Origin of the sequence: Roseovarius sp. (assembly GCF_965228755.1) — a bacterium.
Lineage (GTDB): Bacteria > Pseudomonadota > Alphaproteobacteria > Rhodobacterales > Rhodobacteraceae > Roseovarius.
In genome coordinates, this window is the sequence record NZ_CBDDIG010000013.1 from 671,255 (window position 1) to 691,728 (window position 20,474).

Consider the following 20,474-nt stretch of genomic DNA (forward strand, 5'->3'; position numbering starts at 1 on the left):
GTGGAGGGCCGTAGGATTTTTCCTTGACGGATGCCGGGGGGCGTGGCACGTTTAATAAAATACTAAACGTATAAAAAGGAGCGAGCGATGCGCGGCTTTCTGATCGAAGAGTACGGTGCGCCGACGTCTCACCGGATACACGACCTGCCCGATCCGAGCCCGGGTGTGAACGAAGTGTTAATCGAGAACCACGCCATCGGACTTAATTTCCCCGATGCTCTGATGGTGCAGGGAAAGTATCAGAAACGTCCTAACCCACCGTTCGGTCCGGGGCGCGACTGCGCCGGCGTCATCAAGGCGGTGGGCAAGGGTGTCACCGCGTTCAAGCCGGGCGACCCGGTGGTGGCGCAGGTGTTTGCCGGCGCATTCTCGGAACAGGTGATCGCGCCGCTGTCGCGCGTCTTCCACCGGCCCGGGGCGGTGTCGGCCATCGACGCGGCCGGCGCCATCACGGTGTTCAATACCGCTTACGTGGCCGTGTCGATCCGGGCGGGTGTCAAGAAGGGCGACCGGGTGGTCGTGACCGGCGCGGCGGGGGGTGTCGGCCTTGCCGCCGTGCAGCTGGCGAATGCGCTGGGCGCCGAGGTGCTGGGCGTCGTGTCTTCCGAGGAGAAGGCGAAGCTGGTCCGCGATGGCGGGGGTGATGCGCTGGTCGTGACCGAGCGCGAGGAGGAGCCGCTGAAGCAGTTCTTCAAGGACAAGGTGCGGACGCATTGGGGCGACGACACCGGCGCCGACGTGGTGATCGACACCGTGGGCGGGGCGATGTTCATCGCCGGGCTGCGGTGTTTGGGGTTTGCCGGGCGGCTGGTGGTCGTGGGTTTTGCCAGCGGGTCGATCGAGTCGGCCAAGGCGAATTACCTGCTGTATAACAACCTGTCGGTGATGGGCGCGCCGCTGGACATTCATTTCGACCACGCGCTTGAGGAGATGCGGGCGGGCACCGAGTGGTGGCTGGGCCTGCTGGCCGAGGGCAAGGTGAAGGCGAATGTCAGCGAGGTGCTGCCCTTCGGCCAGTTGATGCAGGGATTGCAGGACATTCTTGACCGCAAGGTGGCGGGCAAGCTGGCCGTGGACGTGACCACGGGATGAGCTTGGCGGCCGCCTCCGACGCTGCTGCGGACGGGTTCGTGCCGTTCCGCGACGATGACAGCCTGTTGGCGTTCATCGGCGAGATCGGTGTGCGGCGTTCGAATGGCACGGTGTGTTTCGAGGTGCGGCTGAAAGAGGGCGCGCTGAACCCGTTGGGCATCTTGCATGGCGGCGCGCTGGCCTCGCTTTTCGACGTGGCGATGTACGAGGTCGCCAAGGCGGGCGGCGAGGCGGTGACGGTGTCGCAGGAGACGAAGTTCCTGTCGGCCATCCGCGCCGATGCGCCGCTTTACGTGGAATCCGAAGCGCTGCGGGCGGGGCGGAGAACGGTGTTCTGTACCGCGCGGGCCACGCAGGGTGACAGGCTGTGCGGCCATGCCACGGCACAATTCGCCCGGCTGGGCGACACGGGGACCTGACCCCCGAAACCCCGCGCCACATGTGCGCCAGACAAGGAGACGCCGGCAGATGGCCAGCCTTTTCGCGGAACAGCTTCTGAACGGCATACAGCTTGGCATCCTGCTGTTCCTGATCGCGGCGGGGCTGACGCTGATCTTCGGGGTGATGGATTTCATCAACCTCAGCCACGGGTCGCTGTTCATGCTGGGGGCGTATTTCTCGGTTCTGTTCCAGGCGTTGACGGGGAGTTTCTTTTTGTCGGTGGGGCTGGCGGCGGTCGCGGTGTTCGGGCTGGGGATGCTGCTGGAGGTGCTGCTGGTGCGCAATCTCTATGCGCGAAGTCACCTCGACCACGTGCTTGTGACCTACGGTCTGATCCTGATCGCGAACGAGTCGGTCATCCTGATCTGGGGCAGCGTGCCGATCTTCTCGGGCGTGCCGGAGGCGCTGGCGGGGCAGGTGCCGCTGCCGTTCGGGATCGACTACCCGGCCTACCGGATGCTGGTGATCGCGGTGGGGGGCCTTGTGGGGCTGGGGCTGTTCCTGCTGATCCAGAAGACGCGGGTGGGCATGCTGGTCAGGGCCGGGGCGACGAACCGGGTGATGGTGTCGATCCTCGGTGTGAACATCTCGCTGCTTTATGCGCTGGTCTTTGCGCTGGGCGCGCTGCTGGCGGGGTTGGCCGGGGCGATGGCCGGGCCGATCCTGTCGGTGCAGCCGGGGATGGGAGAGGCGGTGCTGATCCTGTCGTTCGTTGTTGTGGTTATCGGCGGGCTGGGCTCGATCCGGGGCGCGCTTCTGGCGGCGATGATCGTGGGGCTGATCGACACGATGGGCCGGGCGTTCCTGCGCGATATCCTGAGCGCGTTCTTCTCGCCGCAGGTGGCGGGCGAGGCGGGGCCGGCGCTGGCCTCGATGCTGGTTTACATCCTGATGGCGCTGATCCTGTTCTTCCGTCCCGAGGGGCTCTTGCCCCTGCAAAGGAGGCATTGAGATGGCCGGTTCCTATCGCATGATCGAAGGGGTCGTGGTGCTGGCCGCGATGGTGGCGGCGGGGCCGGTTGTGGCGCTGCTGTCGGGCGATGTCTATCAGCTGGCGGTGTTCGAGCGGGCGCTGATCTATGCGGTGGCGGCGGCGAGCCTCAACATGATCCTCGGCTTCGGGGGGATGGTGAGCTTTGGCCATGCCGTCTATCTCGGGATCGGATGCTACGCGACGGGGATATTGGCGAATGCCGATATCCTGCCGATCTGGATCCAGTTGCCGGTGGTGATGGCGGCCTCGGCCCTGGTGGCGCTGTTCATCGGGCTGATCGTGCTGCGGACGTCTGGCGTCTACTTCATCATGATCACGCTCGCGCTGGCGCAGATCTTCTATTACCTCGCGGTCAGTTCCTCCTATTTTGGGGGTGATGACGGCATGGTGATCTACGAGCGCACCACCCTGCTGTGGGGTTATGACCCGTTCGATAGCTGGCATTTCTACTTCTTCGTGGCCGGGATCGCGGTGCTGTGCATCCTGCTCGTCAACCACCTGGTGCGGTCGGATTTCGGGCGGCGGCTGGTGGCGTGCCGGGAGAACCCGACAAGGGCGACGGCGCTGGGCTTCAACGTGTTTGCCGTGCGGCTGGTGGGGTTCGTGCTGGCCGGAGTGATCTGTGGCATCGCGGGGTTCCTGCTGGCCAACCAGGCGGAGTTCGCGACGCCGGGCTATGGCAGTTGGCAGCGGTCGGGCGAGTTGCTGGTGATCGTGATCCTTGGAGGCGTGGGCACGCGGTTCGGGCCGGTCTACGGGGCGTTCGCCTTCGTGCTGCTGGAAAGCGTGCTGGCCGGGTACACGACGCATTGGCCGATCCTGTTCGGGCCCTTCCTGATCTGCGTGGTGCTGTTCTTTCACAAGGGTCTGGCGGGGCTTGTCGACCGCCTGATCCCGGGCCGGGCGAGGGCGGGATGAACCATATTCTGAAACTCGAGGATATCTCCGTCAGCTTCGGCGGCATCCATGCCTTGCAGGGGGTGAACCTGCAGCTTGATCACGGGTCGATCCATGCGCTGATCGGGCCGAACGGGGCCGGGAAGACGACGCTGGTTAGCGTGCTGTCAGGGGAGTTGCGGCCCAATGGCGGGGTGGTGCATTTCGACGGGCGGAGCGTGAATGGGTTGTCGACCCATGAGCGGTCGCGGCTGGGGCTGACGCGGACCTACCAGATCACCGCGCTCTTCCAGCATATCGCGGTGTGGGAGAATATCCTGCTGAGCCTGAAGGCGCGGGATACGCCGAAGGTGTCGGTGATGCAGTTGTTGCGGGCCCATGCGGAGCGGCATTATGCGGCCGAGCTGGCCGAGGTGCTGAAGGATTTCGGGCTGGAGGAGAAGGCGGGTGCGCTGCCCTCGGCGCTGAGCCATGGTGACCGGCGGCGGCTGGAGCTGGCGATGGCGATCATTTCCAACCCGTCGATCTTGCTGCTCGACGAGCCGCTGGCCGGGCTTTCCACCTCGGACGCGGCGGAGCTGGTGGCCCTTATTCGCAAGCGTCTGAAAGGCGATGTGCCGATCCTGCTGATCGAGCATGACATGGATGCGGTGTTCGACCTGGCCGACGAGATCACGGTGCTGGTGGATGGCCGGGTGCTGATGACCGGGACGCCGGAGGCGGTGCGCAGCTCGGCCGAGGTGCAGGCGGCCTACCTGTCGGAAGAGGACGATTTCTGATGCTGCAGTTCCGCGATGTCTGCGCCAGCTACGAGGACAGCCAGATCCTGTTCGACCTCAGTTTCGAGGTGGAGGAAGGGTCGGTGACGACGTTGCTGGGCAAGAACGGGATGGGCAAGACGACGACCATCCGCACGCTCTTTGGCCTGACCGACCGGATCGGCGGGGATATCTACCTGGAAGGCGACCGGATCAACGGGGTGCCGACGCACGAGATTGCCAAGCGGGGCGTGGCGCTGGTGCCCGAGGGGCGGCAGGTGTTCCCGACGCTGACGGTGATGGAGAACCTTCTGGCGACCGCGCGGAACGGGCGCGACGGGCTGGAGGAAGTCTTTGATTTGTTTCCCAGATTGGCGGAGCGGAAGGGGTCGTTCGGGAACCTGTTGTCGGGGGGTGAACAGCAGATGCTGGCGATTGGCCGGGCGCTGCTGACGCGGCCACGCTTCCTTATTCTCGACGAGGCGACGGAGGGGCTGGCGCCCGCCGTGCGGCGCGAAATCTGGGGGGCGCTGAAGCGGTTGAAGGACCGGAACCTGACGATCCTGGTGATCGACAAGAGCCTGAAGCCGCTGTGCAAGCTGGGCGACCGGCATCACGTGATCCGCAAGGGCGAGATCGCATGGACCGGGCCCTCGGAGGTTCTGGCGGATGCGGACTCCGAGGCGCGGCGGCACCTGAGTTTGTAAGGGTTAACCGGTGGGGTTGTGGGTGCGGGGCGAATCAGGGTTAAGGCTTTGATTTTGCCGGAAACGCCATGTCGGTATCACGTCGGTATTTTGTCGGTATCGCGTCGGTGTGATTGACGGCGTTTGGCGGGGTTAATGTGGCGGTCGGTGGGGGGTGGGGCGAGATGTAGTGATGGGCGCAACGGGGGTTTGGGTGACGAATGAGCTTGTTCCTAGATCAGGCCGATATGTGCGTGGACATGGGCCGCCAGACGGGGCAGGCCACGTTGGCGGAGAAGCATGATGTATTCAACCGGGCTCGGTGCTGACCTAAGGCCTTGACGGTGCTCGGCAAGTACCGTGAGCGCGATCTGAGGGTAGTGTTCGAGCGTGCCGGATAGGAACTTGTCGGCCGATCCGACCTCCAGCCTGAAGCGCGAGAGTTCGGATTCCGGAAAGTGTTTCAGATTATCGGTGACGATGTAGTCGGACCGCCCGGCTATTGCTGCGGCTACGACGTGGCGATCGTCGGCATCGGGGAGAGTGACCAAATCGATCAAATGGGCATATTCCACCTCTTCAACCCAAGCGCTATCGAAATGGGTGCGCATGAGGCTGTCGGTTCTGAGGAGGCGGTCTTCCTTGTCGGGAAATGTCCTGATCGCGTTTGTCAGCCATTCCTGCTGGATGCGTTCCGTCCATTGAGCCCGGTACAGGTCCGCCTCGAAAAAGCGCAGAAGGACGTCGCGTTTCATGTTGGGGAAAAGTACGCTTGCGTCGAGCGTTACCGTGTAACGGTTTGCTGCCGGAATCACTGTTTTCAGAGGTCCTCTGCGATATCCTGCATTTCTTGCAGCGCGGCTTTGCGACCCTCGGAGCGTTTCGCCTTGTAGGCCAGCAGGTCCTTCAATGCGAGCCGGCGGTGGGTGCCCGTCATCTCGCAGGGGAGCAGTTTCTGGTCGATCAGCTTGATCAGGTGCGGGCGGGATACGTTCAGGAAATCGGCCGCTTCCTGCGTCGTCATGCGCCGGGACAGTGGGGCGATCGTAACCGTCTCACCGCGGGCGACGATGCTTAGTACATCTGTGATCAGGCCAACGAGAGAGGCGGAGAGAGTCGCATCGCCGATATCGAGGCTCCGGTCGCCATTCAGGGTGTTCTCGATGGCCGTCAGCGCGTCCGCGGCGCTATTGATTTCCTCTGGTGTCGGGAGGGTGTTGCCGAGATCCATTGAGGTCACGTTGGAAGAGGCTGTCATGCCGTGTGACTCCTGTTCTTTAGCGGTTGTGGCCAACATGTAGGGCATTGGAAAGCACAGTTCAAACGAAATAAACGAAATAAGTGAAATATACGAAAAATGTGGTCGAGTGTTCTTGAAAGGGGGCAGAGGTGGGTTGGCACCCACCCTACAGCCCCCTCCGCCCCCACCCCGCAGGCATTTTCCCGCTGACGCCCGAGCACCGGCTTTCTTCCGCCGCCGGGATCGGGAACACTGTGCGTCATACCAAGAGCGGGCCGGCCCCTGAGTCGCGATTCGCCAGAGCAGGAGCAGTGGCAAACCGTGTCTACCAGATACGACGAGACCCGGCATGGGGGCATGCCGGGAGAGATCATTCCTTTCCAGATACGCGGGCGGTTCCTGATGGCGCTGTCGCTGCGGGTGGATGTCGAGGCGGATGACGCGGCGTTCTATGAGCGGCTCGACGCGCAGCGCGAGACGTCGCCGCAGTTCTTCGACGAGGCGCCCATGGTGATCGACCTCGGCAACGTGCCGGGGATGGCGGAGCCCGAGCGGCTGCGGGCCATGGTGGCGAAGCTGCGGGAGCGGAACCTGCGGGTGTTCGGGGTGCAGAACCCCGGCGCAATGTCGGAAGAGGCGTTGCAGGAGATGGGGCTGATCCCCGTGCTGGCGGGCAAGGATGCGCCGCTGCCGGATGCGCGGAGCACCAAGCGGCGGCGCCGGACGGCGTTGCGCGGGGTTGAGAACAAGCTGGTCAAAGCGCCGGTGCGCTCGGGGCAGATGGTGGTTTGCGAGAGCGGCGACCTGACGGTGATCGGCTCGGTCGCGTCGGGTTCCGAAGTGGTGGCGGGCGGCAATATCCACATCTACGGGCGTCTGCGCGGGCGGGCGATGGCCGGGGTGCATGGCGACGAGAGCGCGCGGATCTTCTGCCAGAGCCTCGACGCCGAGCTCTTGGCGATTGCCGGGCTCTACAAGACCAGCGAGACGCTGGAGGACACGGCGCGCGACCGCGCCACGCATGTTTACCTGGAAAACGAGAGACTGTGCATGGAGGTGATCGGATGACGGTCGATCTGAAGGAAAAGCCGGCCCTGGGCCGGGTCATCGTGATCACGTCGGGCAAGGGCGGCGTGGGAAAGACCACGTCGGCCGCCGCGATCTCGGCGGGCTTGGCGAAGCAGGGGCACCGCACGGTGGTGATCGATTTCGACGTGGGGCTGCGGAACCTCGACATGACGATGGGCTGCGAGCGGCGCGTTGTGTTCGATTTCATCAACGTGATCCAGGGGGATGCGCGTTTGAAGCAGGCGCTGATCCGGGACAAGCGGCTGGAGAACCTGTCGATCCTGCCGACGTCGCAGACGCGGGACAAGGATGCGCTGACCAAGGAGGGCGTCGAGAAGGTGCTCGACGAGCTGAAGCAGGAATTCGACTACATCATCTGCGACAGCCCTGCCGGCATCGAGCATGGCGCGCAGATGGCGATGTATTTCGCCGACGAGGCGGTGGTCGTGACCAACCCGGAAGTGTCGTCGGTGCGGGACAGTGACCGGGTTCTGGGGCTGCTGAGCAGCCAGACCAAGCGGGCCGAGAGTGCCGATGCGGAGCCGGTGAAGGCGCAGGTTCTGCTGACGCGGCATGATGCGACCCGGGTCGAGACCGGCGAGATGATGAATGTCGAGGATGTGCTGGAGATCCTGGCCGTGCCGCTGCTGGGGGTGATCCCGGAGAGCCAGGCGATCTTGCGGGCGTCGAATATCGGGACGCCGGTCGTGCTGGACCAGCCCTCGGCGGCGTCGCGGGCCTATGAGGATGCGGTGCGGCGGCTGACCGGCGAGGAGGTCGAGATGCGGATCGCGGGCGAGCGGCGGCCGGGGCTGTTTCACCGGTTGTTCGGGCGGGCGTCATGAACCTGTTCGGTTTTGCCCGCAAGCAACGCCGCGCGAGAAGTGCGGAGACCGCGAAGGACCGGCTGCAGATCCTGCTGGCGCATGAGCGCAGTGGCGGGGGACGTGGCGGCGAGGCCGATTACCTGCCGATGCTGCAGCGCGATATCGTCGAGGCGATCCGGAAATACGTGTCGATCGGCGAGACGGATGTGGAGGTGCGCATGGAGCGCGGCGAGCAGATGTCGAGTTTGGAGATCAACGTGGAATTGCCGTCGGAGGTGGGGTCGAAGGCGGGGTGAGGTCCTGGCGTTAAGCCGCGGACCGTCGGGGCGGCCCACCTCTCGGCGATTGCTTTGCAATCGCCTGCCGGTCAGCGGACGATGCGCGGCGGCCTTCGGCCTGGATTCCGCGCATAGTGTCATGCTTAGGCGTTAAGATTACTCCGCCGCCACCTGTCCCTTGTCGCCCAGCACCGCCATCGCCGCGTCGACGATTTCCTTGTAGCCCGTGCAGCGGCAGATGTTGCCGGAGAGGGCGTCGCGGATTTCGGCCTCGGTGTAGCGTTTGCCGGTGGAGGCGAGCTCCGACAGAGTCATCAGCATCCCCGGCGTGCAGTAGCCGCATTGCAGGGCGAAGTTCTCGTGGAAGGCCTGTTGCAGGTCGTTGAACTCGTGGTCGGGGGTTTCCAGCCCCTCGATGGTGCGGATCTCGCGGCCCTCGGCCTGGTGGGCCAGGGTCAGGCAGGAGCGCACCGCCTTGCCGTCCATCATCACCGTACAGGCGCCGCAGACGCCGTGTTCGCAGCCCACATGGGTACCGGTGGCACCGATCTCGTGGCGGAGGAAGTCGCTGAGCAGCATGCGCGGCTCGGCGAAGCCTTCGACCTCTTCGCCGTTCAGGGTGAATTCGACCGAATGTTTCTGGCCGTGTTGCAGGACCTTCATGCGCGGGTCTCCTCGATGAGTTTCTGGCCGATGCGGCGGACAAGCTCGCGGCGGTAGCGGGCGGAGGCGTGGATGTCGTCGGTGCCGCCCATCTTCCACGCGAGGCGGTTGAGGGCGTCGGGGATGTCACTGGTGGCAAGGTCCGTCCATTCCTCGACCGTGGGCGCGTCGGAGACGCCGCCGACGCCGAGGCGCACGGTGCCCTTGTCGGCGATGCAGGCCATGGCGACGATGGCGAAGTCGCCGTCGCGCCGGGCGATTTCGCGGAAGCCCCATTTGGCAGAGGACGGCAGGGAGGGGAAATGGGCGGAGATGCAGAGTTCGCCCTGTTGCTTGGCCGTCTCCAGCAGGCCGGTCTGGAACTCGCTGGCCGAGAGGGTGCGGGTGCCTTCCGCCGATTGCAGCGTCACTGTGCCGCCGAGCGTGGCGAGGAGGAGCGGCATCTCCGCCGAGGGGTCGGCGTGGCAGAGCGAGCCGCAGATCGTGCCGCGGTTGCGGGTCTGGATGTGGCCCACATGGGTCAGCGCCTCGCGGACGAGGGGCATGTGGGTGGCGAGGTCGGGGTGGTGGAAGACCTCGGCCTGCGTGGTGGCGGCGCCGACGGTGAGGCCGTCGGGGCCGATCTCGAGCTTTTTCAGGTCGGCAAGGCGGGAGACGTCGACGAGGATCGACGGTTCCGCCAGCCGCATGTTGAGCATCGCCATCAGCGACTGTCCCCCGGCGATGACGCGGGCCTCCTCGCCATGTTCGGCAAGGCAGGCGACGGCTTCGTCGATCGTGTCGGGGATGTGGATGGAGAAGGGGGCCGGTTTCATGAATTGCCTCCGAATTTCGAGCGGATCTTGCCGAGGAGCCCCTTGCGCGGTGCGGCGTCGGGGGCCGCGCGGGCCACGAGGGCGCGGAAGAACTGGTTGATGAGAAGGCGGGCTGCGCCGGAGAGGAGGCGGCCGCCGACGGAGGCGATGGTGCCCGAGAGGTGGATTTCGTAACGGTAGCGGACGTTGGTTCCGCCCTCCACCTCGTCGAGTTCCACCCAGCCGGTGCCGCGCGAGACGCCGAGGGAACCGTCGAGCGTGCCGGAGATTTCGACGCTTTCGGGTTTGCGCATGTTCCTGAGCCGGATATCGGCCTCGAACGTGCCGCGCACGGCGCCGACGCCCATCTTGAGCGTGCCGGTGAAGTGATCCTCGGCGTGCTTGTCGAGTTCCCTGCAGCCGGGGATGAGGGCGGCCATTTCCTGCGGGTCGAGCAGCGTCTCCCAGACCTTTTCGCGGGGAGCGGGGACGAAGGTTTCGCCTTCGCCGCGCAGCGCGTCGCCGGAGAAGTCGACGGAGAGGCGTTCCTCGGTTTTCTCCACGTCTGTCGGGGGCGCCATTTCCTCGCCACTGTTGATCCAGCCGAACACCTTGGAGGGGGTGAGCGGCATGGTCACGTCTTCGTAATCCAGCGCGTCGGCCACGGCGTTGGCGAGGCAGACGGGGGTGGTGTACTGGTTGCCCTCGGCGATGCCCTTGGCGCCGAGGCGCGTGAAGGGCGAGGGGATGGCAACGGTGTCGACCAGCACCGGGTCGATGGCTTCGGCCGCGGTGGGGATCAGGTAGTCGGCCATGGTGCCGGAGAGGAAGGTGCCGTCTTCCTTGTAGACGAATTCCTCGTAGAGGGAGGCGCCGATGGCGTTGGCGAAGGAGCCGCGGATCTGGCCCTTGGCGAGGCCGGGGTTGAGGATGGTGCCGCAATCGTGGGCGGTGACGTAGTGGTCGACCTTCACGTTGCCGGTGTCGGGGTCGATTTCCACGCCGCAGAAGTCGAAGGCGAAGCCGTAGGCGAGGGATGTGTTTATCTCGTCATTGGCGGTGGTGGGGGTGAGTTCGGGGGCGTTCCAGTAGGCGACCTCCCTGATGCCGGGGTCCATGCCTTCGGGGAGGGAAGAGGGCGACCAGTGGGCGAGCCCGCCGACCCGGCGGAATTCGAGGCCGTTATCGGGGTTCGACCTGGAGCGGATCATGCTGTCGGCGAATTCGATATCGTCTTCCGGCACGTTGAGGAAGCGGCCGGCGACCTTGGTCATCTTCACGCGCACCCGTTCGGCGGCGGTTTTCGCGGCCGAGGTGGAGGCGGGGGAGAAGCGGCAGGAATAGTTGCCGGCGGCGATGGACCAGTTGTCCTTCTGGGTGTCGGTCTCGAGGTTCACCGTGATGTCGGAGAATTTCAGCCCCAGCTCGTCGGCGACGATCTGGGCGAGCGCGGTCTGGTGGCCCTGACCTTGCGGCGTGGAGTCGCCTACGACGTTGACCGAGCCCAGCGCATCGACCGAGATGGTGCAGGAGGCGACGGCGCCGTCCTTGGGCCCGGCCTTCTCGCGTTCTTCCTTGGTTTTCAGCGTCGAGATGTAGCCCATGTTCGACTGGCTGGGCTCGACCGCGGCGGCGAAGCCGATGCCGTAGAGCTTGCCCTCGGCGCGGGCCTGTTTCTGGCGCTCGCGCAGCCAGTCGAGCTTGCCCTGTTCTACGGAGTCTTTCACGACCTGCTGGTAGTCGCCGGAGTCGATCAGGGCGCCCGCGGGGGCGCGGTAGGGGAAGGAACCGGCGGGGATGAGGTTCTTTTCCATCAGCGCGAGCGGGTCCATCCCCAGCTCTTTCGCGACCTTGTTCATCACCCGTTCGATGGCGAAGTAGAGCTGTGGCCCGCCGAAGCCGCGCACGGCGCCGGTGGGGCACTTGTTGGTGAGGACGATGTTGTTCGTCACCTTCACGTTGGGGATGGTGTAGCAGTTGGTCGAGAGGCCGTGCATCCGGTAGATCGGCGCGGGCATGGGGGCGCGGAGATGGGCGCCGTGGTCGTCGTAATGCTCCATCCGGAGGGCGTTGACTTTGCCGTCATCGTCGTAGGCGGCCTCGATCGTGGTGACGCGGCTGGGCGCGACGGAGGAGGAGGCGTGGTGTTCGAGGCGGTCCTCGATCCATTTCAGCGGGCGGCCGGCGAGGCGGGAGGCGACGCAGAGCACCACGATATAGGGGAAGAGCGTGAGCTTGGAGCCGAAGCTGCCGCCGGAGTTGGCGGGGCTTTTGTGGCGCAGCTTGGCGGAGGGGATCTTGAGGGCGATGGCCATCACGGTGTGGACCGAGAAGGGCCCCTGGAAGTTCGAGGTGACGTCGTAGCCGCCGGTATCGGGCTTGTATTCGGCGACGACGCCGTAGGTTTCCATCGGCGTGACCGAGTTGCGCGGGTAGCGGATGGTGATCTGCGTCTTGTTCTTCGCCGCGTCGAGCACCTTGTCGGCCTCGCCGTGGTTGAAGACGCGGTGGGAGACGCGGTTGGAGCCGGCGGCCTCGTGCAGGACGGGGGCGCTTTCCTCGCAGGCGCGGACCGGGTCGACCACGGCGTCGAGCACCTCGTAATCGACCTTGATGAGCTTGAGCGCATCCTCGGCGCGGTAGCGGTCGGTGGCGCAGACGATGGCGACGGGTTCGCCGACATAGCGGACCTTGTCCATAGCGATGCCGCGATAGTCGAGCGGGTTGGCGAAGCCGACGATCAGCGGCTTGGTGTAGGGCTTGATATCCTCGCCGGTGATGACGGCATGGACGCCCTTGAGCTTGAGCGCCTCGGTGGCGTCGATGCCCTTGATCCGGGCATGGGCATGGGGCGAGCGCAGGAACGCCGCGTGTAGCGTGCCTTTCGCGATGGGTATATCATCCATGAAGGTCGCCTTGCCGCGCAGCAAGGTCTGATCTTCGGTGCGCAGGATCTTCTGCCCTACCAGCGGTTCGCGCATTTCTGACACATCGTCCTCCATACCCGTCATGCGAGCTTGAAATTCATTAAATACTTATTGTATAATAAAGCTGGATCGTGTCAACTCGTTTGCGACGGCAATTCGTTGAAGGGCTTGAACCGGAAGGCTGGGAATGACCGAAGGATTTGATTTCGAAGTGGAAAAAGAAGTGGTCGGCGTTAGCGATGGCGGCCGGGTGGCCATTCGGCGCTGGGGCGGGGCCAGGCCCGAGCGGATCGTCCTGTCGCATGGCAACGGGCTGGCGATCGACGGGTTTCACGAGTTCGCCAGGGAGCTGATGGCCGATTTCGAGGTCGTGGTGTTCGACATGCGCAGCCACGGGCAGAGCGGGCCGGGCGAGGTGATGGAGAACCCCTGGCCGCGTTTCGTGGCGGATATTCCGGAGATCTACGATTCGATTCAAGGACGGTTCGGCGAGAAGCCGACGCACGGGGCGTTTCATTCGCTGAGTTCGATCGCCACGCTGATGGCGCAGTCGCAGACGCCGCTCGGGTGGCGGTCGCTGACGCTTTACGAGCCGCCGGTGCCGCCGGTGGCGGATGCGGGGCTGCTGGAGGAGTTCGAGGAGGCGCACCGGGGCCTGTCGCGCCGGACAAGGGCGCGGCGGCGGCGGTTTTCGGGGGCGGAAAGGCTGGTCACCTCGCTGCGAAAGTCGCCCACGTTCGGGGGGATTCCGGACGCGGTCATCGCGCGGCTGGCGGAGGCGATGCTGTACCGGGCGGATAACGAGCCGGAGGCGCCTTACGAGCTGGTCTGTGATCCGGACATGGAGGCCAACACCTTCGACATCCGCCTGCCGCGCGAATGGTGGGACGGGATCGCGAATGTGCGCGTGCCGGTTCAGGTGGTGACGGGCACGACGCTGGGCCACGACCTGCCGGTGCTGATCCGGACGGCGGGGTTCCTGGCGGAGAGTTTCGGGTTCGAGACCGCCGCCGTCGAGGGCGGGGGGCACCTGATGCAGATGCAGAGGCCGCAGCGCAGCGCGGAGCATGCCGTGCGGTTCGCCATGGCCCATTCGGAAAATACCACCGCCTGAACGGCGCCTTCATCCAACAGAGGGGAAACGACAATGGACGACAAGCTGAGAGAGGCCCGGGGCATGGGCACGATCCTTGACTGCATGCGCTTCTGGGCGGCGGAGACGCCGGAGCAGCTGGCGGTGGAGACGACGGACCATGGCAAGCTGACATATGCGGAGCTGGCGCGGAACGCCAATGCGCTGGCGGCGGCGTTCAGGACGTTGGGGTTGAGGACGGGGGACCGGGTGGCGATCCAGTTGCCGTCCTCGCCAGAATTTGTGACGACCTACATGGCCTGCGCGATCTCGGGCTGTGTGCTGACGACGCTGCACATGCCTTACCGGCAGGAGGAGCTGCACCCGCTGATGGCGTTTGCCGGGGTGAAGGCGGTGGTGACGGCAGAGGTCGGGAAATACGACGGGCCGGAGGTGATGGAGGCGCTGAAGGGCGAGATCGGGAGCCTCGAGCACGTGATCAGCGTGACCGAGCCGACAATCGCCGGGCAGCATCATCTCGCGGCGTTGGTGGCCGACAATCTGGATGCACCGGAAATGGAGGGTGCGGGGCCGGAGGCGGAGGTGGCGCTGTGCTTTACCTCGGGCACCTCGGCCGCGCCGAAGGGGGTGATCCGCAAGCAAACGCTGATGGCGCAGAATGCGCGGCGGTTCGGCGAGATGGTCGGCATGACCCAGGCCGACCGGGTGATGATCGCGCCGCCGCTGACGCATGTGTTCGGGCTGCTATGCGCGGGCAATGCGCTGATGTCGGGGGCGACGGTGGTGCCGATCCCGATGTTCACGCCGCCGACCTATGGGCAGTACCTGACCGAGATGCGGCCGACGGTGGTCTATTCGGCGCCCGCGCATCTGGCGGCGACGCTGAAGAGCGGGGTGATGGATGCAAGCCCGCCCGAGACGGTGCGCGACGTGATCGTCGGCGGCTCGATCTGCCCGCCGGAGGTGGCGGCGCAGTTCGAGGCGCGGCTGCCCAATGGCCGGGTCGGGTGCCTCTTCGGGATGACCGAGGCGCTGCTGGCGACGCAGACGGTGGTGACGGACCCGGCGGAGATCCGGCACGCGACGGTGGGGCAACTGGCCGAGGGGCTGAGGGCGCGGATCATGACGGCGGAGGGCGTGGACGTGACGAAAGGTGGGGAGGGGGAGTTGCAGTTGTCTGGCTATTCCATCCTGCCCGAGTATCTCGACAACCCCGATGCCAATGCCAGTTCGTTCACCGGGGATGGCTGGTTCCGCACCGGCGACCTGGCCTCGATCGACGAGAACGGGAACATCATGATCACCGGGCGGAGCAAGGACATCATCAACCGGGGCGGGATCAAGATAAACCCGGCGGATATCGAGAGCATCCTGGACGGGCACGCCGACATCGTGCAGTCGGCGCTGGTGCCGATGCCGGACGAGGTGTTGGGCGAGCGGATCTGTGTTTACGTGGCGCTGCGCCCCGACACGTCGCTGACGTTGGAGGACCTGTGCGCCTATCTCGACGGGCAGGGGGTGGCGAAGATGCGCTGGCCCGAGCGGCTGGAGGTCATACCGGAGATGCCGATGACGCCGACGAAGAAGATCATCAAGCCGGTTCTTGTTGCGGATATCCGAGAGAAAATGTCAAGTTGACTTACCGTTCAGGTTGAGAGGGTGAAGAGCACGTCATGGCACAGAAGAAAGAGGACGCCGGCATACTGGGCGGCGGTCAGGTCGAGAATTTCGAGAAGCGGGCCAAGCGCGGGCGGCCGCGGGGCAAGGGCACGCAGGTTGTTTACGACGCGCTGCGCAAGGAGATCCTGACGCTGGTGGCCAAGCCCGGCGACCACCTGGACGAGGCGCAGCTGGAGAAGAGATTCGGGGTGTCGCGTACGCCCATCCGCGAGGCGCTGATCCGGTTGCAGGCGGACCGGCTGGTGCGGTTCTCGGCCAACCGGGGGCATTTCGTGGAGGTCATCAACCTCAACGACGTGCCGCGGATCTTCGAGGCGATGGACCTGTTCCAGGCCGCGGTGCTGCGGTTGGCGGCGGGGCGGCACGCGGAGGATCAGCTGACCGTGCTGCGCGAGATCAACGAGGGGTACAAGGCCGCCGCGAAGGCCGGGGATTTCCAGGCGATGACCGAGCGGAACCACGAGTTTCACAAGCAGATCGCGCTGATGGCGGGGAATGATTTCATCCGGGAAGGTTACGAGACGGTGCTGAATTTCAGCCTGCGCCTGACCTACCTGATGTTCGAGAACGAGGATCGCACGTCTCAGGAGCCGGACACCTATTACGAACGGATCTATGACGAGCATGACGAGATGATCGACCTGATCGCGGCGCGGGATGGCGATGCGCTGGACGAGGTGAGCCAGAAGCATACGCGGCTGTTCTGCAGCCGGGTGTCGGCGTTCATGGAGAACCGGATCGCCCTGCGGACGCGGGCGCAGACGTTCTGAAGGCGCGCGCCCCGGTCGGCCCGGGGCGCGCGGCCAGGGACGGTTATTCGTCGAGGCGACGGACGGTTTCGAGGGCGAAACCGCCGATCATGGCGGCGTAGAAATCGGCATCCGACGGCGGGATGGCGATATAGCCTTCCGGCACGATGGCCTCGCCGGTGACGGCGCTGACCTTGATCGGGAAGCTGCGCTCGATCTCGTTGGGGGTAGCGTCGTCCTGCGAGCCGGAGGTCACGTCTTCCTCGAGGCCGCGGAAGACGGCAATGGTGCCTTCCATCTCGTTGAACTCGCCGGTGGCGGGAAGGATCGGGCTGCCCGAGATGGCGATCTTGTTGATCTCGACCCGGATGGCGGGCGCCTCGGCGGTTTCGTCGACAGTGACGACAGAGGCGATGGCGCGGCCAAGATCGGCCTCGAGCGACGGCCAGAACTCGCTGGCGTTGCTGCCTTCGTAGGCCGACAGGTCGGTTTTCACCTCGATGCGGGAGAGGGTGACATCCTGCGCCTGAACGGCGACGGGAGCGGTGAACATCAGCACGGCGGCAGCGGCACTGAGAACGTAGTGTTTCATAACAGTGTCCTTTGTAAAAGACTGGCTTATGGAGGGTGTAACGCCCCTGCGGGCAAACGGTTCCCGGCGTACAAAGGCGGTTTCGGCGTGCAAGGCGGGCCCGGTGCCGTTTCCCGGGAACTGGCGGGGGCATGGTACGTTGGGTTCCGGTCTGGAGGCGTTGCACAGGAAAGGGCAGGGATGACAGCATCCGCAAAGGGCCGGCCGATGGCCGCGGTCGACATCGTCCTGGAAACGGAACATGCGCTGGAAGGCGAGCGGTCGTCGGTGCGCGAGGTGGTCGACCGGCTGGGGCGGGCGAGTTACACGCCGCTGCTGATGGTGCCCGCGCTGATGGTGATCTCGCCCCTGAGCGGCGTGCCGGGGTTTTCATCGGTGTGTGGTATGCTGATCGCGGCGGTATCGGTGCAGCAGATGATGCGGCGGCCGTCGCTGTGGCTGCCGGGTTGGCTGAGCCGCGCGAGCCTGCCGGCGCGGCGGGTGCATGACGCCGTGGGCTGGCTGCGCAAGCCGGCGCGGTTGCTTGACCGGGTGACGCGGCGGCGGATGCAGTGGCTGACCCATCCGCCGTTCTCGATCATGCCGCAGGGGTTGTGCCTGGTCTGCGGGCTGCTGATGCCGTTGCTGGAGCTGATCCCGTTCACCTCGTCGCTGCTGGGGGTGGTCGTGGCGGTGGTGGCGACGGGCATGTTCATGGCCGACGGGCTTCTGGTGCTGTTCGGAATGTTGGGGGCGGCCGCGGCGGTAGGCGTGATCGTGGCGGCGATCTGAGACGTCGGATTTTTCGGGGAAATCGTCGGGGGAGAATTTTGCGCGGCGCGAAACCGGGTACCTTCGCACCGCGCTGGTCGTTGGTCAGCTCTTGGCCTTGGCGACGGCGGGCACGCGTTGTGCTTCGTCCATGTTGTCGCCGATCCGTTTCAAGACATCCCAGGCAGCCACAGCAATGAGGGCGAACAGGGATATCATCGAGAAATGCTTGCGTCTCATGATGTGTACCTCCGTGCTGTTGTTCTGAATCAGGAACGTCCGAAACCTTACGCTGGTTCCCGGCAGGTCACCGCAGTCGTCATCATTTCGCCGGTAGCGCGTCGTCTTCCTCGGCTTCGGGCCAGGACAGGGGGAAGGTCACGTGCAGCTCGTAGCGGTCGGGGGTGACGTGGGTGTCGAGCGTGCCGTCGAGTTGTGAGACGAAGGACTGGATCAGCCGGGAACCGAGGCCGGAGCCGTCGGTGTCGTGGCGGTCGTGGTCGTCTTCGTGGGCCATGCGGGAATTGACGATGCTGAGGTTGAGCGTGTCGGCGCCGACCTGCTTGAGCGCGATGTTGATCCAGGCGGTCGCGCCGCGTTCGACGCCGGAATGCTTGACCGCGTTGATCGCTGCCTCGGTGGCCAGCAGCGAGAGGGGGACCGACTGATCCGGGTCGATCTCGACCGGGTCGAAGCTGGTCGAAATCTCGATCCGGTGCTCGTACTCGTCCAGGGCGCCGATGGTGACGAGCTGGCGGATGATATCCTCGAGCAGCGAGTCGGCACGGACCTTGGAGAGCTTGCGCGCGAGGTAGAGGTAGCGGTGGATGGCGGATAGGGCCATCACCCGGTCCTGCACCCGGCGGAGCAGGTGGCGGGCCTCGGGGCTGCCGGTGTTGCGGATCTGCATGTTCATGATCGAAGAGATCAGTTGCAGGTTGTTCTTGACCCGGTGGTGGATCTCGCGCAGCAGGACGGTCTTTTCCTTCAGGTCCTCGTCGCGGCGGCGGTCCTGTTCGGAAATGCGGCGGGTCATGGCGCGGAAGGCGTCGGCCAGCACCTCGAATTCCTCGGGCGCGTTGTCGAGCCGGGCGGTGTCGAGATCGGTGCGGCCGGCGGCGAAGAGGCGCATCCACGTCCGCAGGCGCCAGACATGGCGGATGGCGAGACGGTGGACCCCGATATAGGCAACGGCGATGGCGATGATCCACATCAGCAGCGGGAAGTAGAGCGAGATGGCGCCCTCGTAGCCCGGCAGGAAGGTGCTCTGGCTTCTGGGGCGCCAGCTTCCCAGCGCGAAGACGCTGCCCTCGACGATGGGGACAACGGCGAAGTGGCGCGGATTGCCCTGGCGGTTCAGGTCGCGGAAGGTCTGGCGGCCCTGATCGACGAGATCGGGGAGGGAGCGGTCGGCCGGAAGGACCGAGCGGCGGTCATCCGTGAAATCGCCGGTGGCGATGATGTCGCCGTCACGCTGGAACACCACCAGGTCGACGTCGGAGGCGGTATCGGCCAGCACCTCGTTGATCTGCGATAGAGGGATGGCGATCCAGGCGGTGCCGCGATGCAGGCTGGAATCGGTTACGGGCACGGTGACGATGACCGCCGAGCCCGGCCCGATGAATTCGAGCGGCTGGACGATGATGCCGGGCTCGCGGTTCTCGAGGTCGGAGCGGATGATGTCGAGACCAGCGAGATCCTGACGCTCACCGTTCGAGGCGCAGACGAGTTGCAGGGTCGAATCGATGAAGCCGGCGAAGCTGTAGATGTCGGACTTGTCGACGACCTTGGACATGATCAGGTCGCAGCTGTCGTTATTGGCGGAGAAGGCCTCGACCGCCACGGCGAGGGTGTGGGCGGAGCTGACCGCGGAGCGGATTATCTCGCGGGTTTCGGAGACGGCCTGCTGGGTCTGTTCGAGGAGGGCGGTTTCGGAGAGGGTGCGGCGTTCCTCGAGAACCTTGAGGGTCTGGAAGACGGAAATCAGGCCGAGCGGCAGCATGGCGAGACTGAGGACGATGGCCAGCCGGAAGGCGAGGCCCGGCTTCAAGCCCCGGTGCCGCGCCGCCGGCTTCTCGCTCATACCGATGGCTTTCCGTTGACCACCGCCAATGTTGCTGAATCCGTCATCTCGAGTTCGCTGTCATCGTCCAGGTGCATCAGTTCCGCCAGACGCTTGCGCGCCCGGTTCGCCCGGCTCTTGATCGTGCCGACCGCACATTTGCACATATCAGCCGCTTCTTCGTAGGAAAACCCCTCGGCGCCGACAAGAACCAGAACCTCGCGCTGTTCGGAGGTGAGCTGGGCGAAGGCCTCGCGGAAATCGGTCATGGCGAGGCGGCCGTCATGGTCGGGCTTCTGCGACATCGACGCGGCCATGATCCCCTCGGGATCCTCGACCTCGCGGCGGCGCTTGCGGTGCTGGGAATAGTAGGTGTTGCGCAGGATCGTGAACAGCCAGGCCCGCAGGTTTGTGCCGGTCTGGAACTTGTCGAAATTATCCCATGCTTTGACGACCGCATCCTGTACGAGGTCGTCGGCCGATGATGCATTGTGCGACAGGCTGAAAGCGAACGCACGCATGGCGGGAAGATGCTCGATCAGCTCTTCCCTCGGGTCTTTGTGTGTTGTCACGCGTCATCCTCGGTCTTGGTATTGGCGTCCCGATTCCGCGTCGTACTGCTCTCTTGCTCTTTTGCGCGCAGCTGGTCCAGGAGCTTGGTAAACCGCTCCGGCACCGGCTCCTCGAAAGCTTCCGAGTATACACGCCGCAAGTTATCATCAATTTGCTGATCCACTTTGTTGATCCTGCTAGTCTTCGTCATAGTACCCGATTTTCCGCACAAGCCCTCAGGCGCTTTTTTTGCACCTGATCTGGAACATAACCTAAAGATATGCGTTTGGTTCCTTACGACGACCGATTTTTTTTAGAGGACACCTGAGGG

23 protein-coding genes are annotated in these 20,474 nt (G+C 64.9%); 13 read left to right on the plus strand and 10 right to left on the minus strand.

The genetic code is table 11. From position 1 onward, the window contains the following. The first annotated feature begins 87 nt into the window (after nucleotides 1–87). The 6 genes from ACO07J_RS21480 to ACO07J_RS21505 are packed head-to-tail and all read left to right on the plus strand — an operon-like array spanning nucleotide 88 to nucleotide 4,889. Nucleotides 88–1,092, plus strand: a complete 1,005-nt coding sequence (locus ACO07J_RS21480) for an NADPH:quinone oxidoreductase family protein (protein ID WP_422032789.1) — start codon at nucleotides 88–90, stop codon at nucleotides 1,090–1,092. Further along, the gene (locus tag ACO07J_RS21485; RefSeq protein WP_422032791.1) at nucleotides 1,089–1,511 is read left to right on the plus strand and encodes a PaaI family thioesterase; all 423 of its coding nucleotides are present in this window, start codon (nucleotides 1,089–1,091) and stop codon (nucleotides 1,509–1,511) included. Before ACO07J_RS21480 ends, ACO07J_RS21485 begins: the two co-directional genes overlap by 4 nt. Nucleotides 1,512–1,560: 49 nt before the next feature. Then, nucleotides 1,561–2,484 carry a branched-chain amino acid ABC transporter permease gene (locus tag ACO07J_RS21490; protein WP_422032793.1) on the plus strand — a complete coding sequence of 308 codons (924 nt, stop codon included), beginning with the start codon at nucleotides 1,561–1,563 and terminating at the stop codon, nucleotides 2,482–2,484. A 1-nt stretch (nucleotide 2,485) separates the two neighbouring features. Next, on the plus strand, nucleotides 2,486–3,445 hold the full coding sequence (locus tag ACO07J_RS21495; RefSeq protein ID WP_422032795.1) for a branched-chain amino acid ABC transporter permease: 960 nt from the start codon (nucleotides 2,486–2,488) through the stop codon (nucleotides 3,443–3,445). Then, nucleotides 3,442–4,203 carry an ABC transporter ATP-binding protein gene (locus ACO07J_RS21500; protein ID WP_422032797.1) on the plus strand — a complete coding sequence of 254 codons (762 nt, stop codon included), beginning with the start codon at nucleotides 3,442–3,444 and terminating at the stop codon, nucleotides 4,201–4,203. The genes ACO07J_RS21495 and ACO07J_RS21500 overlap by 4 nt, the downstream gene beginning before the upstream one ends. Further along, nucleotides 4,203–4,889 (plus strand): ABC transporter ATP-binding protein, encoded by a 687-nt coding sequence (locus ACO07J_RS21505; protein WP_422032799.1) that lies wholly within the window; start codon nucleotides 4,203–4,205, stop codon nucleotides 4,887–4,889. Before ACO07J_RS21500 ends, ACO07J_RS21505 begins: the two co-directional genes overlap by 1 nt. A gap of 212 nt (nucleotides 4,890–5,101) precedes the next feature. Here ACO07J_RS21505 and ACO07J_RS21510 read toward each other — a convergent pair whose 3' ends face one another. Both ACO07J_RS21510 and ACO07J_RS21515 read right to left on the minus strand, forming a co-directional pair. Continuing rightward, complete coding sequence (locus tag ACO07J_RS21510; RefSeq protein ID WP_422032801.1) at nucleotides 5,102–5,623, minus strand: PIN domain-containing protein; 522 nt, start codon at nucleotides 5,621–5,623, stop codon at nucleotides 5,102–5,104. Between the two features lie 65 nt (nucleotides 5,624–5,688). Next, nucleotides 5,689–6,126 carry an excisionase family DNA-binding protein gene (locus tag ACO07J_RS21515; protein ID WP_422032803.1) on the minus strand — a complete coding sequence of 146 codons (438 nt, stop codon included), beginning with the start codon at nucleotides 6,124–6,126 and terminating at the stop codon, nucleotides 5,689–5,691. A gap of 303 nt (nucleotides 6,127–6,429) precedes the next feature. Between ACO07J_RS21515 and minC the strand changes: the two genes are divergently transcribed. The 3 genes from minC to minE are packed head-to-tail and all read left to right on the plus strand — an operon-like array spanning nucleotide 6,430 to nucleotide 8,299. Beyond that, on the plus strand, nucleotides 6,430–7,176 hold the full coding sequence (minC, locus tag ACO07J_RS21520; RefSeq protein WP_422032805.1) for a septum site-determining protein MinC: 747 nt from the start codon (nucleotides 6,430–6,432) through the stop codon (nucleotides 7,174–7,176). Nucleotides 7,177–7,202: 26 nt separating this feature from the next. Further along, nucleotides 7,203–8,021 (plus strand): septum site-determining protein MinD, encoded by an 819-nt coding sequence (gene minD, locus ACO07J_RS21525; protein ID WP_422033484.1) that lies wholly within the window; start codon nucleotides 7,203–7,205, stop codon nucleotides 8,019–8,021. Further along, complete coding sequence (minE, locus tag ACO07J_RS21530; protein ID WP_057818387.1) at nucleotides 8,018–8,299, plus strand: cell division topological specificity factor MinE; 282 nt, start codon at nucleotides 8,018–8,020, stop codon at nucleotides 8,297–8,299. Before minD ends, minE begins: the two co-directional genes overlap by 4 nt. Before the next feature lie 138 nt (nucleotides 8,300–8,437). Here the strand turns inward: minE and ACO07J_RS21535 are convergent, their stop codons facing one another. The 3 genes from ACO07J_RS21535 to ACO07J_RS21545 are packed head-to-tail and all read right to left on the minus strand — an operon-like array spanning nucleotide 8,438 to nucleotide 12,719. Next, nucleotides 8,438–8,944: a (2Fe-2S)-binding protein gene (locus ACO07J_RS21535; RefSeq protein WP_422032807.1), complete on the minus strand. Its 507-nt coding sequence runs from the start codon at nucleotides 8,942–8,944 to the stop codon at nucleotides 8,438–8,440. Next, nucleotides 8,941–9,759 carry an FAD binding domain-containing protein gene (locus tag ACO07J_RS21540; RefSeq protein ID WP_422032809.1) on the minus strand — a complete coding sequence of 273 codons (819 nt, stop codon included), beginning with the start codon at nucleotides 9,757–9,759 and terminating at the stop codon, nucleotides 8,941–8,943. The genes ACO07J_RS21535 and ACO07J_RS21540 overlap by 4 nt, the downstream gene beginning before the upstream one ends. Then, on the minus strand, nucleotides 9,756–12,719 hold the full coding sequence (locus ACO07J_RS21545) for a xanthine dehydrogenase family protein molybdopterin-binding subunit (RefSeq protein ID WP_422032811.1): 2,964 nt from the start codon (nucleotides 12,717–12,719) through the stop codon (nucleotides 9,756–9,758). Before ACO07J_RS21545 ends, ACO07J_RS21540 begins: the two co-directional genes overlap by 4 nt. 133 nt (nucleotides 12,720–12,852) lie before the next feature. Between ACO07J_RS21545 and ACO07J_RS21550 the strand changes: the two genes are divergently transcribed. The 3 genes from ACO07J_RS21550 to ACO07J_RS21560 are packed head-to-tail and all read left to right on the plus strand — an operon-like array spanning nucleotide 12,853 to nucleotide 16,208. Further along, on the plus strand, nucleotides 12,853–13,779 hold the full coding sequence (locus tag ACO07J_RS21550) for an alpha/beta fold hydrolase (protein ID WP_422032813.1): 927 nt from the start codon (nucleotides 12,853–12,855) through the stop codon (nucleotides 13,777–13,779). 33 nt (nucleotides 13,780–13,812) lie between these two features. Then, a complete protein-coding gene (locus tag ACO07J_RS21555) occupies nucleotides 13,813–15,396 on the plus strand; it encodes a class I adenylate-forming enzyme family protein (RefSeq protein WP_422032815.1) in 1,584 nt (527 codons plus the stop codon). Nucleotides 15,397–15,431: 35 nt separating this feature from the next. Beyond that, nucleotides 15,432–16,208, plus strand: coding sequence for a GntR family transcriptional regulator (locus tag ACO07J_RS21560; protein WP_422032817.1), 777 nt, complete (start codon nucleotides 15,432–15,434; stop codon nucleotides 16,206–16,208). A gap of 43 nt (nucleotides 16,209–16,251) precedes the next feature. On the opposite strand, the gene ACO07J_RS21565 is transcribed toward ACO07J_RS21560, so the two are convergent. Further along, on the minus strand, nucleotides 16,252–16,779 hold the full coding sequence (locus tag ACO07J_RS21565; protein ID WP_422032819.1) for a hypothetical protein: 528 nt from the start codon (nucleotides 16,777–16,779) through the stop codon (nucleotides 16,252–16,254). A gap of 180 nt (nucleotides 16,780–16,959) precedes the next feature. On the opposite strand from ACO07J_RS21565, the gene ACO07J_RS21570 reads away from it, so the two are divergent. Then, complete coding sequence (locus tag ACO07J_RS21570; protein WP_422032821.1) at nucleotides 16,960–17,550, plus strand: exopolysaccharide biosynthesis protein; 591 nt, start codon at nucleotides 16,960–16,962, stop codon at nucleotides 17,548–17,550. An 84-nt stretch (nucleotides 17,551–17,634) separates the two neighbouring features. Here the strand turns inward: ACO07J_RS21570 and ACO07J_RS21575 are convergent, their stop codons facing one another. The 4 genes from ACO07J_RS21575 to ACO07J_RS21590 all read right to left on the minus strand — a co-directional run bounded on the left by ACO07J_RS21575 (nucleotide 17,635) and on the right by ACO07J_RS21590 (nucleotide 20,354). Further along, nucleotides 17,635–17,769 (minus strand): hypothetical protein, encoded by a 135-nt coding sequence (locus ACO07J_RS21575; protein WP_422032823.1) that lies wholly within the window; start codon nucleotides 17,767–17,769, stop codon nucleotides 17,635–17,637. Between the two features lie 82 nt (nucleotides 17,770–17,851). Then, on the minus strand, nucleotides 17,852–19,612 hold the full coding sequence (locus ACO07J_RS21580; RefSeq protein ID WP_422032825.1) for a sensor histidine kinase: 1,761 nt from the start codon (nucleotides 19,610–19,612) through the stop codon (nucleotides 17,852–17,854). Beyond that, nucleotides 19,609–20,163: an RNA polymerase sigma factor gene (locus ACO07J_RS21585; RefSeq protein ID WP_422032827.1), complete on the minus strand. Its 555-nt coding sequence runs from the start codon at nucleotides 20,161–20,163 to the stop codon at nucleotides 19,609–19,611. The genes ACO07J_RS21580 and ACO07J_RS21585 overlap by 4 nt, the downstream gene beginning before the upstream one ends. Next, nucleotides 20,160–20,354 carry a NepR family anti-sigma factor gene (locus ACO07J_RS21590; RefSeq protein WP_422032829.1) on the minus strand — a complete coding sequence of 65 codons (195 nt, stop codon included), beginning with the start codon at nucleotides 20,352–20,354 and terminating at the stop codon, nucleotides 20,160–20,162. The genes ACO07J_RS21585 and ACO07J_RS21590 overlap by 4 nt, the downstream gene beginning before the upstream one ends. Nucleotides 20,355–20,474 lie beyond the last annotated feature (120 nt).